Annotated in this window: 15 protein-coding genes and 5 pseudogenes; 18 read left to right on the forward strand and 2 right to left on the reverse strand. The window is 49.1% G+C overall.

Annotated features, from left to right (window positions below; genetic code table 11):
- Positions 1 to 119: 119 nt before the first annotated feature.
- Positions 120 to 1,915: pseudogene (locus DXA97_RS17180) on the forward strand (aminopeptidase P family protein).
- A gap of 166 nt (positions 1,916 to 2,081) precedes the next feature.
- Here DXA97_RS17180 and DXA97_RS17185 read toward each other — a convergent pair.
- Positions 2,082 to 2,701: pseudogene (locus tag DXA97_RS17185) on the reverse strand (prolyl-tRNA synthetase associated domain-containing protein).
- Between the two features lie 132 nt (positions 2,702 to 2,833).
- Here DXA97_RS17185 and rlmD point away from each other — a divergent pair.
- The 16 genes and pseudogenes from rlmD (at position 2,834) to DXA97_RS17265 (ending at position 14,246) form a co-directional block, all read left to right on the forward strand.
- Complete coding sequence (rlmD, locus tag DXA97_RS17190; RefSeq protein ID WP_118721227.1) at positions 2,834 to 4,777, forward strand: 23S rRNA (uracil(1939)-C(5))-methyltransferase RlmD; 1,944 nt, start codon at positions 2,834 to 2,836, stop codon at positions 4,775 to 4,777.
- Between the two features lie 119 nt (positions 4,778 to 4,896).
- A complete protein-coding gene (locus DXA97_RS17195) occupies positions 4,897 to 5,718 on the forward strand; it encodes a ParA family protein (RefSeq protein WP_118721228.1) in 822 nt (273 codons plus the stop codon).
- Positions 5,675 to 6,610, forward strand: a complete 936-nt coding sequence (locus tag DXA97_RS17200) for a ParB/RepB/Spo0J family partition protein (RefSeq protein WP_118721229.1) — start codon at positions 5,675 to 5,677, stop codon at positions 6,608 to 6,610. The genes DXA97_RS17195 and DXA97_RS17200 overlap by 44 nt, the downstream gene beginning before the upstream one ends.
- 12 nt (positions 6,611 to 6,622) lie before the next feature.
- Positions 6,623 to 6,898: a DUF5720 family protein gene (locus tag DXA97_RS17205; RefSeq protein ID WP_118721230.1), complete on the forward strand. Its 276-nt coding sequence runs from the start codon at positions 6,623 to 6,625 to the stop codon at positions 6,896 to 6,898.
- A gap of 29 nt (positions 6,899 to 6,927) precedes the next feature.
- Entirely contained in the window at positions 6,928 to 7,113 is a 186-nt protein-coding gene (locus DXA97_RS17210) for a hypothetical protein (protein ID WP_118721231.1), read from the forward strand.
- A gap of 67 nt (positions 7,114 to 7,180) precedes the next feature.
- Positions 7,181 to 8,041 (forward strand): annotated as a pseudogene (locus tag DXA97_RS17215) (DUF6017 domain-containing protein); the annotation flags it as partial.
- Between the two features lie 42 nt (positions 8,042 to 8,083).
- Positions 8,084 to 8,829: pseudogene (locus tag DXA97_RS17220) on the forward strand (BRO family protein).
- 22 nt (positions 8,830 to 8,851) lie between these two features.
- Positions 8,852 to 9,163, forward strand: a complete 312-nt coding sequence (locus DXA97_RS17225) for a DUF5720 family protein (protein WP_006775629.1) — start codon at positions 8,852 to 8,854, stop codon at positions 9,161 to 9,163.
- A gap of 12 nt (positions 9,164 to 9,175) precedes the next feature.
- The gene (locus DXA97_RS17230) at positions 9,176 to 9,595 is read left to right on the forward strand and encodes a DUF4313 domain-containing protein (RefSeq protein ID WP_006775630.1); all 420 of its coding nucleotides are present in this window, start codon (positions 9,176 to 9,178) and stop codon (positions 9,593 to 9,595) included.
- 86 nt (positions 9,596 to 9,681) lie between these two features.
- Positions 9,682 to 10,182: a PcfB family protein gene (locus DXA97_RS17235; protein ID WP_002570687.1), complete on the forward strand. Its 501-nt coding sequence runs from the start codon at positions 9,682 to 9,684 to the stop codon at positions 10,180 to 10,182.
- Positions 10,179 to 12,008 carry a VirD4-like conjugal transfer protein, CD1115 family gene (locus DXA97_RS17240; protein WP_118721232.1) on the forward strand — a complete coding sequence of 610 codons (1,830 nt, stop codon included), beginning with the start codon at positions 10,179 to 10,181 and terminating at the stop codon, positions 12,006 to 12,008. The genes DXA97_RS17235 and DXA97_RS17240 overlap by 4 nt, the downstream gene beginning before the upstream one ends.
- Before the next feature lie 219 nt (positions 12,009 to 12,227).
- Positions 12,228 to 12,356, forward strand: a pseudogene (locus DXA97_RS17245) (Maff2 family protein); the annotation flags it as partial.
- A gap of 189 nt (positions 12,357 to 12,545) precedes the next feature.
- Positions 12,546 to 12,869, forward strand: a complete 324-nt coding sequence (locus tag DXA97_RS17250; protein ID WP_055247170.1) for a PadR family transcriptional regulator — start codon at positions 12,546 to 12,548, stop codon at positions 12,867 to 12,869.
- Complete coding sequence (locus DXA97_RS17255; protein WP_243107727.1) at positions 12,866 to 13,375, forward strand: DUF2812 domain-containing protein; 510 nt, start codon at positions 12,866 to 12,868, stop codon at positions 13,373 to 13,375. Before DXA97_RS17250 ends, DXA97_RS17255 begins: the two co-directional genes overlap by 4 nt.
- 234 nt (positions 13,376 to 13,609) lie before the next feature.
- The gene (locus DXA97_RS17260) at positions 13,610 to 14,053 is read left to right on the forward strand and encodes a sigma-70 family RNA polymerase sigma factor (protein WP_117492794.1); all 444 of its coding nucleotides are present in this window, start codon (positions 13,610 to 13,612) and stop codon (positions 14,051 to 14,053) included.
- Positions 14,046 to 14,246: a helix-turn-helix domain-containing protein gene (locus tag DXA97_RS17265; RefSeq protein ID WP_054705627.1), complete on the forward strand. Its 201-nt coding sequence runs from the start codon at positions 14,046 to 14,048 to the stop codon at positions 14,244 to 14,246. The genes DXA97_RS17260 and DXA97_RS17265 overlap by 8 nt, the downstream gene beginning before the upstream one ends.
- Positions 14,247 to 14,320: 74 nt before the next feature.
- On the opposite strand, the gene DXA97_RS21195 is transcribed toward DXA97_RS17265, so the two are convergent.
- On the reverse strand, positions 14,321 to 14,755 hold the full coding sequence (locus DXA97_RS21195) for a hypothetical protein (protein WP_182436946.1): 435 nt from the start codon (positions 14,753 to 14,755) through the stop codon (positions 14,321 to 14,323).
- Between the two features lie 77 nt (positions 14,756 to 14,832).
- Here DXA97_RS21195 and DXA97_RS17270 point away from each other — a divergent pair.
- On the forward strand, positions 14,833 to 15,142 hold a 310-nt coding region (locus DXA97_RS17270; RefSeq protein ID WP_117492795.1), incomplete at its 3' end, for a plasmid mobilization relaxosome protein MobC.

Consider the following 15,142-nt stretch of genomic DNA (forward strand, 5'->3'; position numbering starts at 1 on the left):
TGAAAATTGCGAAAGCTATGGCGCGGCAGAGGACCGGAAAAATCAGAGAAGAGGCAAAGCTGCGGCAGGCGATGAAGCAATTCCAAGAGCATAAAAAAGAAGAAAAAGAGGATAGTAGCATGAACGGGATCATTAACAGAATCGCATGTCTCCGCAATTTGATGGAGACCTATCATATGGATGCATATTTTGTACCGACAGCAGATTTTCACGAGTCGGAGTACGTGGGAGAGCACTTCGCGTGCAGAAAATATATCACCGGATTTACCGGTTCCGCTGGTGTGGCACTGATCACGAAAGACTGGGCAGGCCTCTGGACGGACGGCCGCTATTTTGTGCAGGCAGCCGGTGAGTTAAAAGACAGCGGTGTGGAGCTGATGAAGATGGGCCAGCCTGGTGTGCCGACGGTAGAACAGTATCTGGAGGAGCATATGCCGGAGCGCGGTGTGCTTGGCTTTGATGGCCGCGTCATCAACAGTAAGACTGGCGAAGGCTTAAAAGAGCGTCTTGCCCGCAAGCAGGTTACGATTTGCCCGGATCACGACCTGATCGGCGAAATCTGGGAGGACCGCCCGGAGCTTTCTGCAAATCCAGTCTGGATCCTGAAAGAAAAATACGCAGGCCAGTCTGCATCTGGGAAGATTGCACAGGTAAGAAAAGCGATGAAGAAGGCATATGCAGATGTGCACATCCTTACCACGCTGGATGATATTGTCTGGCTGTTAAACATCCGCGGAAATGACATTCCGTGTAATCCGGTTGTACTGTCTTACCTGCTGGTGACGGAGGAAACCTTAAGCTTCTATGTAAATGCGCAGGTGCTTTCCGGTGAGGTACAGGACTATCTGAAAGCCCTGGGTGTTACTGTGCACCCATACAATGACATTTACGTAGATGTAAAGGAACTGAAGGGACACCGCATCCTGTTGGAAAAGAGCCGTGTCAACTATGCGATTTACGAGAGTGTGCAGGGCAGAACCAGATCATCGACCAGATGAACCCGACTGTCTATGCCAAGTCACAGAAGAATGAGACTGAAATTGAAAATATGAAAAAAGCCCACATCACCGACGGTGTGGTCATGACCAAATACATTTATTGGTTAAAGAAAAATATCGGAAAGATTCCAATGGATGAGTGCAGCGTGGCCGATCATCTGGATCAGATGCGCCGGGACCATGGAGCGCTGGATATCAGCTTTACCACCATCTCCGCGTATGGGGAAAATGCGGCACTTTGCCATTACCAAGCGGTTCCGGAACACTGCGCGAGCCTGCAGGCAAGAGGCTTGTATCTGGTGGATTCCGGCGGACAGTATTATGAGGGAACCACGGACATCACCCGGACCATTGCATTAGGACCGGTAACCGAAGAAGAAAAAGAGCATTACACGCTGGTGCTGATGAGTATGCTGCGTCTGGGACATGTGAAATTCATGCAGGGCTGCAGCGGTCTGAGTCTGGATTATGTAGCGAGAGAGCCACTCTGGAAACGTGGACTGGATTTCAATCACGGAACCGGACACGGGGTAGGTTATTTGCTGAACGTGCATGAGCGCCCGATCGGCATCCGCTACCGGGTAGTTCCGGAGCGTCAGGACAGCGCACCGTTCATGCCTGGCATGGTATGTTCCGATGAGCCGGGCCTTTACATCGAAGGAAGTCACGGAATCCGCACCGAGAACCTGGTATACTGCAAGAAGGATGAAAAGACCGAGTATGGTCAGTTCTTAAGCTTTGAATATCTGACTTATGTACCGATCGACTTAGAGCCGGTGGATGTTTCTCTGATGGAAGAACAGGATGTAGCATGGCTGAATGAATACCATGCACAGGTATATGAAAAGATCGCGCCGCATTTAACCGAGGAAGAAGCGGCCTGGCTGAAAGAAGTCACCAGACCGCTGAAGAAATAAGAATCAAAGGAATGGTTCCATGGCAGGGCAGTCGGTCAGGCAGCCGGCTGTGTGGCCGTGAACATGGGACTGAGTTGCACAGGCCTGGTCCTTGGGCTGTATGGAGCTGGAACCTGGTCAGGCAGGATTTGGTCATTCGTCTGTGGTTGTTTTCCATGGAACCAGATCAGTCCTCCCAGGGAAGATGAACGACAGTGTAGTCGTGGTGGACCGCTGGAAGAAACTTCTCCAGAATGTCCTTGGTGTAGAGTTTCAGGCTCGAAGTGTTGATGCACGGATGACACCCGATGAAGGTGTGGTGATCGATCACATCCTGATCAATGAGAAGACGCACCCGGTTGTCATGGTCATTCATGAGGCCAAGTACACTGACGGAGCCCGGCGTGATATCCAGAAATTCTTCCATGAAATCAGGTGTTGCAAAGGAAAGGCGGGCACTTCCGATCTGTTTGGAAGCTTTGCTGTTTTAAACTTCTTGTGCCCCGGCATCATGAGCAGATAAAACTGGGTCTTCTGGGCATTGCACAGGAACAGATTTTTGCAGATCTCGATATCCAGCCGGACATCCACGTCATGGCAGGCATCGATCATGGCGGTGGCATCGTGGTCAAGACGCCAATAAGGAATCTGGAGTTCATCCAGAAGGTCATAAGTGCGGATCTCCTTTTCCAGCCGTCCAGAACAGTTTTCCGGGCGCCCGGTGTAGAGAACCGGATCGATATAGAAAGAATCCTCGCCGGTGCAAGCTGCACCGGCTTGTATGTTGTTATCAGCTGTGTTATCCATGGGGTATCCTCCTGAAAGTATGTTGTAATGTAGGTAATGATTCATGTTTTTGGCGGGTCTCAAGGTTCAAAATCCTTTTGACTCTGGTATCATTATATAAAAATTGATGAAAAAGGCAAGGATTTGAATAGTATGAAACAGGATAGAAATATAAAAAAAGAAACAGGGAAGAAAAAGCCAGTTGCCAGAAATCAGAGCTGGAGTCTGGATGAGAAATTTGAGGAGTGGGTAGGAGAGAAACCGGCAAGAGGTGCTGGGGAGAAGAAAGGCGAGAAGATAGGGAAAAATTTCGAAAAGAAAGGTTTCAGGAATTTTTCTGAGGGCCTTCATCGGGAAGATGACCGGAATCGGAATGGAAAAACCGATGTAAAAAAAGGAGCAAAGCTTGGAAAAAGAGGAACGCAGGCATCTGCACAGGAGTTCGGCCGCGAAAATGATAGAAAATCTGAGCGCAAATTTGTTCAGAAAAACACTGGGAAATTTGTTGGAAAGAACGATAAAAATTTTGGAATAGGTACAGATTCGAAGCAGAAATCAGGAGCTTTTCAGAAAAACGCAAAAGCACAGGCACAGACACCGGCAGAGCAGAAGCGGGCGGCAGAAAAGACGCAGCAGGCAAAGAAAAAGGGGCTTTGTCCGGTTGCTCATCGCTGCGGCGGCTGTCAGTATCTGGACATGCCTTACAAAGAGCAGCTCCAGATGAAACAGAGCCAGATGCAGAAGCTTCTCGGAAATTATTGTAAAGTACACGGCATCAAAGGCATGGATGATCCATTCCATTACCGCAACAAAGTCCATGCAGTATTTGGTTACCGCAAGGGAGAAGCCATTTCCGGTGTCTACGAAGAGAAAACCCACAACATCGTGCCGGTAGAGACCTGCATGATCGAAGACAAGAAAGCAGACGAGATCATTGGTACGATCCGCGGCATGCTGAAATCCTTCAAGATTCATACATACGACGAAGACACCGGTTATGGCCTGCTGCGCCATGCGCTGATTCGCCGCGGCTTTACCAGCGGTCAGATCATGGTTGTTCTGGTCACCGCATCCCCGGTATTCCCGTCCAAGAATAACTTTGTCAAAGCCCTGCGCCAGAAACACCCGGAGATCACCACCATTGTCCAGAACATCAACAACCGCGGCACCAGCATGGTACTGGGAGACAAAGAACACGTACTGTACGGGAAAGGATTTATTGAAGACGAGCTGTGCGGCTGCAAATTCCGCATCTCCCCGAAATCCTTCTATCAGGTAAACCCGGTGCAGACCGAGTATCTGTACGGCAAAGCCATTGAACTGGCTGATTTGACCGGAAACGAGCGCGTGCTGGATGCTTACTGCGGAATCGGAACCATCGGAATCATCGCCGCATCCAAAGCAAAAGAAGTCATCGGTGTCGAGTTAAATGCCGATGCTGTGCGCGATGCCATCCAGAACGCAAAATGCAACGATGTCAAGAACATCCGTTTCTTCTGCAACGACGCAACCGAATTCATGATGCAGATGGCCGCATCCGGCGATAGCGTGGATGTCGTCCTGATGGACCCGCCAAGAGCTGGAAGCACAGAGGCATTCATTAAGGCAGTGGCAGCAGTGAAAGCAAAGACCGTGATCTATGTGTCCTGCGGACCGGATACTCTGGCGAGAGATTTGGGCGTGTTTAAGAAGATGGGATACCGGGCTGAAGGCGCCTGGCCGGTGGATATGTTTCCGGCGACCGGGCATGTGGAGACGGTAGTTCTTTTGTCCCACAAAAAAGCCGACAGTTATATCCACATTGATGTGGAGTTTGGAGAGGGCGAGGGCAAGATTCCGGTAGATAGTATTGCTAAAAGAGCCGAAGCGTACAAGCCCAAAGAAAAAGTGACCTACAAAATGATTAAGGAGTACATAGAAGCGAAATACAGCTTCAAGGTACATACCGCATATATCGCAGAGGTAAAGCGAAATTTGGGATTGCCGATGTATGATGCTCCTAATGCGGTAGAAGAATTGAAACAGCCGAGGAAACATCCGACACCAGAAAAGGTAGAAGCAATCAAAGATGCACTTCGTTATTTTGCAGTGATATAAAACTTTACTTACAATCGAATATTTCTTACATAGCCGTTTATTCATTTATTTGAGTAAGCGGCTTTTTTCATCCCTATTTTTCGGAATAGGGATATTTTTTGTAGAAGGAGGAGGTTTATTTGAACACGCAAATCATCGCCATCGCCAACCAGAAAGGCGGCGTTGGCAAAACAACAACCTGTGCGAACTTGGGAATAGGTCTGGCACAGGCCGGAAAGAAAGTGCTTCTGATTGACGGGGACCCGCAAGGAAGCCTGACAATCAGCTTGGGAAATCCGCAACCGGACAAGCTGCCATTTACACTGTCGGATGCAATGGGCAAAATTCTGATGGATCAGCCTATACGCCCCGGAGAAGGTATTCTGCATCATGCAGAAGGCGTTGACCTGATGCCTGCGGATATTCAGCTTTCCGGTATGGAGGTTTCTTTGGTAAACGCCATGAGCCGTGAAACGATTTTACGGCAATATCTGGACACACTGAAGGGACAATATTCCCATATCCTGATTGACTGTCAGCCCTCGTTGGGGATGCTTACGGTCAATGCGCTGGCGGCTGCGAACAGGATCATAATTCCCGTTCAGGCAGAGTATCTGCCCGCCAAAGGACTGGAACAGCTGCTCTCCACGGTAAACAAGGTAAAGAGGCAAATCAACCCCAAGCTCCAGATAGACGGTATCCTGCTGACGATGGTGGACAGCCGAACCAACTTTGCCAAAGAGATTTCCGCGCTCCTGCGGGAAACCTATGGCAGCAAGATCAAAGTATTCGGCACAGAGATCCCCCATTCTGTCCGGGCAAAGGAAATCAGTGCAGAGGGAAAAAGTATTTTCGCCTATGACCCTGGCGGCAAAGTGGCAGAGGGGTATCGAAATCTGACGAAGGAGGTGTTGAAACTTGAAAAGCAGCGCGAAAAAAATAGAGCTGGCCTCGGTAGATGATCTGTTCTCCACCGAAGAAGTCCGTCAGGATGCAAAGCTGGAAAAGATTCAGGAGATTCCGCTGTCTGAACTGCATCCCTTTAAGAACCACCCATTCAAAGTCAAGGATGACGAAGCCATGATGGAGACCGCTGACAGTATCAAGCAGTATGGCGTTCTGGTTCCGGCGATTGCCCGACCAGACCCGGAGGGCGGTTATGAGCTGGTAGCCGGACACAGGCGGCACAGGGCCAGTGAGCTGGCAGAAAAGGAGACTATGCCGGTCATTGTTCGGGATTTGGATGATGATGCCGCCACGATCATTATGGTTGACAGCAACTTGCAGCGAGAAAGCTTGCTCCCCAGTGAAAGAGCATTTGCCTACAAGATGAAGCTGGACGCCATGAAACATCAGGGAGAGCGAGTGGATTTAACTTGTGCCCAACTTGGGCACAAGTCCGATGGTAGGAAATCCAGAGATGTTTTAGCTGAACAGGTTGGGCAGAGTAAAAATCAAATTCAGAGATTTATCCGCCTGACGGAGCTTATCCCCGAACTGCTGGATATGGTAGATGAAAAGAAGATTGCCCTGAACCCTGCCTATGAGCTGTCCTTTCTCAAAAAGGAAGAACAGGTAGACCTGCTGGACGCGATGGACAGCGAACAGGCTACCCCTTCTCTTTCTCAAGCCCAGCGGCTCAAGAAATACAGTCAGGAGGGGCATCTGACCCTCGATATGATGCGTGTCATCATGGGTGAGGAAAAGAAAAGCGATCTGGACCGAGTGACATTTACCTCTGACACCTTGCGGAAGTATTTCCCTAAAAGCTATACGCCCCAGCGGATGCAGGAAACCATCATCAAGTTGCTGGAGGCATGGCAGAAAAAGCGTCAGAGAGACCAGGAACGATGAAAGGAGCCGCCTATGAGGGATATTTCAGCCCGTGAGCTGAAAGGACACAACATTCTCGCCGTAGAGAGGTTTTGGGATGACACACGCTGGATGATTGAGTTTTCCGTCCTGCGTCCCAGCGCAGCTTACGGCAGTCCCGGAGAGGAAATGCGGCTGTTTTTGACCGAGGACGGGTATCAGGCCGCTCTGCAAAGCCAGCAGCGCCGGGAGATCAAGATCAAGCGTTACGCTCGTGTGATTGAGGGACATATCCTCGATTTCAAACCGGGAAAACGCCGCTGCTCATAAACCCATACAACGAAAGGAAAGGAATGACTATGTGTACGGTAAAGGAAATTCAAGAAGCAATCCGGGAAGATTGCAAATCTCAGCATGACATGGATACAACGGATATTGACCGCGTGATGCAAACACTTCCTTTCGCCCAGGAGGAGCCATTTACAGAGGCGCGTCTTCAAAAGCCGCTGTTTTGGTTCTATGCAAGAAAATTTGAAAAGCGCTAAACACCGCAATTTTTTGAAATGAGGATTGCGGTTTTTTTGTACCCAAAATTCGGAAGGAGTGAGGTCGATGGCCGTTTTTCGCATTGAACGGACCCGTGATTATACCGTGATGAGCAATCATCATTTACGAAATGCAAACCTGTCGTTAAAAGCCAAGGGGCTGCTTTCCATGATGCTGTCTTTGCCAGAGGACTGGAACTACACCACCCGTGGCCTTGCAAAGATCTGTAAGGAGGGCGTGGATGCCATCGGTGCTGCCCTGCGTGAACTGGAAGGAGCCGGATATATCGTGCGCCATCAGAGACGCGATAAAAGTGGGCGGATCACAGATACCGAGTATGTCATCTATGAACAGCCCCAGCCAGATATGTCCCAGCCGGATACGGCTTCACCAGATACGGAAAACCCGGATATGGTAAAACCGGATACGGAAAAGCCCGCAGAATTAAATATAGAGAAATCAAATACTCAAAAATCAATTACTCAGGGAGCAAGTACCGATTCCATTCCCTTCCGGGAGCCAGCGGCAGCACAGCTGCCGGAACGGAAAGGAAGGGATGCGATGTCTGTCACAGAGATAGAAAATTATCGGGAGTTGATTTTGGAGAATATCGAGTATGACTGCTTGAAGCAGCGTTATCCTCTCTACCTGGATGACCTGAATGAGATCGTAGAGCTGTTGGTCGAAATGGTCTGTGCCAAACGAAAGGCCACCCGGATCTCTGGGGCAGACTTCCCTCACGAGATCGTGCGTTCCCGTTTTTTGAAACTGGACAGCTCCCACATCGAGTTTGTCATGGACTGTCTGCAAAAGAATACCACCCAGGTACGCAACATGAAGCAGTACCTGCTTGCGGTGCTGTTCAATGCGCCTACCACCATGAATAACCACTACACTTCACTGGTCAATCACGATATGCACGCAGGCGCTGGTAAAGGCCGCCTTTTATCATGCCAAAGGAGGCACGACATGAACCAGATGGAAATTTTCAAAAACCCGGAGTTTGGCAGTATCCGTGTCATTGAGGAAAACGGCAAATACTTGTTCAGCGGAACGGATGTGGCTGCTGCGCTGGGGTACAGTAATCCCCGCGATGCAATTATCCGCCATTGTAGGTATGTCGTGAAACGCGACGCACCTCACCCACAAAGCCTCGACCGCAAAATCAGTATGACTTTTATCCCAGAAGGCGATTTGTACCGCCTAATCGTTCACAGCAAATTGCCATCGGCAGAGCGGTTTGAACAGTGGGTATTCGATGAGGTCTTGCCTACTATTCGTAAGCACGGGGCCTATCTCACAAAAGAGAAGCTGTGGGAGGTTGCCACTTCCCCGGAGGCTCTGATGAAGCTCTGCTCAGACTTGTTGGCTGAGCGTGAAGCGAATATTTCTCTGCGTAAGGAAAATGCACAGCTGGAGGCAAAGCCGCTTTCTATGACCTGTTCATCGACTTAAAGCACAGCACCAATCTCAGGACTACCGCCAAAGAGTTGGATGTCCCGGAGCGCCGGTTTGTTCGGTTTCTGATAGAACGGCGGTTTGTGTACCGCACGGCATCCGGCAATGTGCTGCCTTATGCCAATGTGAAAAATGCAGGGCTGTTTTGCGTCAAAGACTACTGCAACCACGGTCATACCGGTTCCTACACGCTGGTCACGCCCCAGGGCAAGCTCTATTTTGCTCAGCTGCGGGAGATGATCTTGCTGGTCTTATAAGAACAGAAAGGAAGTGGGTTTTATGCAGGAAGGAAAAACAATCGGTCAGCTGATGGAGGAAATGCGTCAGAAAGCCGGGGCGCAGAACTATCACGGCCATGACTACATGGATCTTCAGCGATTTGCGGAGAACACCCGGCACATGATTATTTTTGATGTGCTGACGAATGACTCCCCGGTGGGCTGGAAAGGAGAACGAACCCGCCTGTTTTTGTCAGATATAGGCTATGAAAAAGCTCTGGACAGTCAGGCAAAGGGGCAGATCAAGATTCTCAGCCATGCAAAGGTCAGAAATGGAGATTTGTTTTATGACCACAAAGAACAGATACGATAGGAGGAATCTGATATGAATGAGGAAAAGAAAGTCCCCTTCAAGTGGGAATATGGGGAAGAAACCATATCGCTGCAACTTGGGATGTATGCGAATAATCAGCGGCTTTATATCGGCATGATTACCCATACAGAAGATGGAGCAGAACCGTTTGCAGATATGACGGTGAACCTACCGGGATATTCCCTGGACCCCGGAGAGGCGTTTATTTCCGGTGACATCAGCAAGGACCTGCTGCGATTCATCAAAGAGAACAAATTGGGGAAGGTGCTTCCCTATCAGGTGCAGTCCGGTTATGGAAAATATTCTGCCGTTGCCTTTGATCTGGAGAAGTTGAAGGTATTTGATCCCAAAGGTGTGGCAGAGTTTCGGGAAGAGTGGAATTTGCCGGATAAGAAGCCGGTAAAGAAAAAGAGCCGCGGGATGGAGCGATGAAGAAATATTTTCTCCGGCGGCTGGTGGTCCCGCCTTAGAAGAAAATGCACCACCCCTGCACATTTTGTGGAAAGGAGGCGATGAAAATGCAGGAAGAAGTGGAAAACAGAACTTTAACGCTGGTTGTCAGTGGAACAAAGTTCACCGGCAGGCTGCTCAAAGCCGCCATCAGCAAGTACATGGCCCACTGCAAGGAAAAGAAGCTGCAAAAGCAAAGAAGCCGTGACGCTCCTGTGACACCCCACGGAAAACAGACCGTCAAGCAGCTCATTGGTCAGAATCAGGGGATCTCCAATATCGAGATCACAGACCCTTCCATCAAGGAATTTGAGAAGATCGCCCGGAAATATGGTGTGGACTATGCGGTGAAGAAAGACCGCAGTAGCTCCCCACCCAAGTACCTGATCTTTTTCAAAGGCCGTGACGCCGATGCGCTGACCGCTGCATTTACCGAGTACACCAGCAAAAAGGTCAAGAAGGCCGAGAAAACAGAACGCCCGTCTGTGCTGGCAAAACTCAGTCAGTTCAAAGAGATGGTCAAAAATGCCGTGGTGGACCGCACCAAGCGAAAGGAGCTGGAACGATGAAAAAGCAGTTTGACATCAAAAAGCTCGTTTTGCTGAACCTGCCCTATCTCCTGATGGGGCTGTTTACTACCAACTTCGGGGAGGCATGGCGACTGGCTCAGGGGGCAAATGCTTCAGAGAAATTCCTTTCTCTGTTTGCTGTCCTGCCTGGGGCGCTGCAAAGCTTCTGGCCCAGCCTGCACCCGCTGGATCTGCTGGTGGGGCTGTGCTGCGGTGCTGGCCTGCGTCTGGCGGTGTATCTCAAAAGTAAAAACGCCAAGAAGTACCGTCACGGCATGGAGTATGGTTCTGCCCGTTGGGGAACCCGTGAGGATATTGCTCCCTACATCGACCCGGTGTTCCAGAACAATGTCATTCTCACAAAAACCGAAAGCCTGACCATGAACAGCCGCCCCAAGGACCCAAAGACCGCCAGAAACAAAAATGTGCTGGTGATCGGCGGCTCCGGTTCCGGTAAGACCCGCTTCTGGCTCAAACCAAATCTGATGCAGATGCACAGTTCTTATGTGGTCACAGACCCAAAGGGAACCATTTTGGTGGAGTGCGGGAAAATGCTCCAAAGGGGCGCACCCAAACTGGGAAAGGACGGAAAGCCCATGAAGGATAAGCACGGCAAGGTCATTTATGAGCCTTACCGGATCAAGGTCCTCAATACCATCAACTTCAAGAAATCCATGCACTATAACCCTTTCGCCTATATCCATAGCGAAAAGGACATATTGAAGCTGGTCACGACGCTGATCGCCAATACCAAAGGCGAAGGCAAGGCCGGAGACGATTTCTGGGTCAAGGCAGAAACGCTTCTCTATTGTGCGCTCATTGGCTATATCCATTATGAGGCTCCGGTGGAGGAACAAAACTTCTCCACCCTCATTGAGTTCATCAACGCCATGGAAGTCCGTGAGGATGACGAGGAGTTCAAAAACCCCGTAGACCTGATGTTTGATGCACTGGAAGCCGAAAAGCCAAACCACTTTGCGGTGCGCCAGTATAAGAAATATAAGCTGGCCGCTGGAAAAACAGCCAAGTCGATTTTGATTTCCTGCGGCGCTCGCCTTGCCGTGTTCGACATTGCAGAGTTGCGTGAGGTCACGGCTTATGATGAGCTGGAGCTGGATACTCTGGGAGACAGGAAAACTGCTCTGTTCCTCATTATGAGTGATACGGATGACAGCTTTAACTTCCTGATCTCCATGTGTTATACCCAGCTTTTCAATCTGCTCTGCGAAAAAGCCGACGATGTGTATGGCGGCAGGCTTCCGGTTCATGTGCGCTGTTTGATTGATGAGTGTGCTAACATCGGGCAGATTCCGAAACTGGAAAAGCTGGTGGCCACCATCCGAAGCCGTGAAATCTCTGCCTGTCTGGTGTTGCAGGCACAGAGTCAGCTCAAGGCGATCTATAAGGATAACGCAGATACCATCATCGGTAACATGGATACATCCATCTTCCTGGGCGGTAAAGAGCCGACTACCCTCAAAGAGCTGGCTGCCGTGCTGGGCAAGGAAACCATCGACACCTACAACACCGGAGAGAGCCGTGGGAGGGAAACCTCCCATTCACTCAACTATCAAAAATTGGGGAAAGAGCTGATGAGCCAGGATGAGCTTGCTGTTATGGATGGAGGCAAGTGTATCCTCCAGCTGCGCGGTGTGCGTCCTTTCCTTTCGGATAAGTACGACATCACCAAGCACCCCAATTTCAAGTACACTGCCGACGCGGATGATAAGAACGCTTTTGACATTGAAGCATTCTTGTCTGCAAGGCTGAAACTCAAGCCCAATGAGGTCTGCGATGTATATGAAGTAGACACAAAGGGCGCTTAATTTCGTTCCGCTTTAGAAGGGAGTGATCTTATCTATTCGCCGCACCTGCCCTCTATGGGCCATTGGCGTACAAAGCGGACAATCGCGAGAAAAAATAATGAAAAAGGAGGACAGCCGGAATCATGCCCCCGGAAACCGGGCGGCAGATTGTTCCGGCTTTTGTATGCCTATGAAACATGACAAACCTATTTTTTAATCAGATTCCGGCTAACAAACTATATGGCATTTTTTGAACAGGCAATCACCGTTCTTCAGACCCTCGTTATCGCGCTCGGTGCCGGTCTCGGTATCTGGGGCGTTATCAACCTGCTGGAAGGTTACGGCAACGACAACCCCGGCGCCAATGCTCATGTGCGGTAAAGAAGCTAAACCAAGACAAAGGCAGCCAAGGCTACCGCTATACCGTATAAGAATGGAGCAGTAACACCAAGATGTTGCTGCTTCATTTTCATATTTCCAAATTTCTTTGAACGCTGTTGACTTCTATTACGGTTAGTGATATATTTATTACAGTAACCGTAACAAGGAGGATAAACAATGCGTGATAATATGAAAGGTGGTGCGCTTACAGAAGTGACATTTTACATTTTACTTTCTCTCTATGCTCCAAAACATGGATATGCTGTCATGCAATTTATCGAAGAAAAAACAGGTGGGCGGCTTTCATTGGGAGCAGGCACTTTGTATGGTGCGCTAAACTCTTTGCAGGAAAAGAAATGGATTAAGCCTTGCGGAGATTGTGAAGGTAGAAAAAAAGAATACATCATTACCTCACTGGGAAAAGAAGTTGCGAAAAAAGAACTTGTAAGGCTTAATGAACTTGTAGAGGTTGCAAGTGGAATTATTGGAGGTACAGTATGAGAAAAAAATGTTATCATTTTTTTGGTGGTCTGTTGAATGCACAGGCGAATTGGCTGAATAAAATGTCGGAGAAGGGCTATCGTCTTATTCGAGCGGGGAAAATGTTATATGAGTTTGAAGAATGTAAACCTAATGAAGTAAAATACTGTGTAGAATTTATCGGAGAAAAATCGAAAGAGAATGCAAAAGACTATTCCCTCTTTTTGGAAGATATGGGCTATAAGGTATTTTTCAAAAATATCAATCTTAACTATTCTGTCGGTAAGGTGCGTTGGCGTCCATGGGCTGAAAAAGGCGGACGCATTGCGACCAACACTACAACCTTCAACCGTGAATTGTTGATTGTAGAAAAAGAGAATGATGGAAAGCCGTTTGAACTTCATACTTCCTATGAGGACAAGGAAAACTATTACAGAAATCTGCGTAATCCATGGTTGTTGATACTGCTTATGTTTGCAATATTTGCAGTTATAAATCATTCGATTGTTTTGGTGTGCTTGCTTTGATTTCTCTGATTCCCGTTCTTGTATATCAAATACAAATCATGCACAACAGACAAGAAGCAAAAACACAAGAATGATAATATAAATAGCAAATCCAGCCGAGCCAGTCAACGGCAAGTAAATGGGCTGCACCCACCACCGTTGATAGCCCCGACTGTCCTTGCTGGTGGGTAATCAAGGGGCGACAGCAAAAAGTGCTGCCGCCCTTTCCCATAATCGAAGAAAGGGGGATTTTCCATGACCGAACAGGAAGCCTATCAAGAACATATCCGCTATACCCATGATACCTATTGCCGGATTGTTATTCGCCATGCGTCCTTTGACGCTGCCCGTATGCTGGCAGCGAGGTGGAGACGGGAAATCTCCCTTGAATACTTGACCGAAGAAAAGTTTGTCCCATTAAGCACCACAGACGAGTATTTTCAAGTGCCGGACTATGGCGAAACTTATCCGTTCTCTGTCCGGGGGCAGACGATATTTTTAGATAGCTGTTCCCTTGCGGCGGCTCTTGCCGAACTGCCGGAACAGACGCAGGAGGAAATCTTTTTGTATTACTTCCAGCACTTGACGCAGAAAGAAATCGGAGAACAAAGCGGCTGGACACGCAGCACAATCGGGCGGCATATTCAGCTTGCTTTGAAGCGTCTGAAAGAGGAAATGGAGGTGCTGTCCCATGAGTGACCGACTTCTCCCCTATGACACGATAATAAAAGCACATGAGGGCGACCCCATAGCGATACAAGCTATTCTTGACCGATATGCCGGGTATATCCGCTATTTCTCCAAAATGAACGGCTATTATAATTCTGATATGGAGGACTACATCAGAACAAAGCTGATTGAAAGCCTGTTCAAGTTCCGGCTTGACCGATAACATAAAAACTGAATATCCCGCCGCCCCGCAGCGGCACACGAAGCAGTAAATCCGAAAAAGATTTGCTGCTTTTTTTACGCCCATTTTTGGCAAATTTCCCAAAGTTCCGTATTAGATAGTGAAGTCAAAAAAGGCTGCCGTTTTTTCAGACAGCGGGCAAAACGCAGCTTCCGAAACGCCTTATTGTCGGGAAAGACCACGCCGCCGGAAAAGTTCTTGCCGGAAAGTCCGTCCATTCTGCTCTTTTGTGGTTTGTAGGGAGTAAGGGGGAGAATGCCAGCCCGCCGCCTTTTATAAAAAAGCTGGTTGCGATTTTCTGAAAAAGTGGCAATAGGAAGTGAACGGCAGTCCGGCAGTTTCTTAGAGCAAGATTCTACCGCAGTACCAAAATTCGCTGTTCGCTCATTTTGCCCCTGCGGGAATCTTGTTGGGGAGTGCCTTCCCCAAACCCTGCTTATACGGCTTACGCCGCTTAAAAATCCCTCAAAATATTTTTTCGGATTTTTCAAAAACAGTTCCGCTTCACACCCTGTTTTTCTCCTATTAGTGAGAGGAGACCACGCACAGCCGAAAGGAGGTTTTTACCATGCGAAAACGATACAACACGCCGCACCGCAGCCGGGTAGTCAAGACACGCATGACCGAGGAAGAATATGCCGAGTTTGCGGAAAGGCTTTCTGCCTGCAACATGAGCCAAGCCGAGTTTATCCGGCAAGCCATAACCGGGGCAGCCATACGCCCCATCATAACCGTTTCCCCCGTCAATGACGAGCTGCTTGCCGCTGTTGGGAAGCTGACCGCCGAATACGGCAGGATCGGCGGCAACTTAAACCAGATAGCCCGGACGCTGAACGAGTGGCACAGCCCCTACCCGCAGCTTGCCGGGGAGGTACGGG

The organism is Clostridium sp. OF09-36, from assembly GCF_003481985.1.
Lineage (GTDB): Bacteria > Bacillota > Clostridia > Lachnospirales > Lachnospiraceae > Brotaphodocola.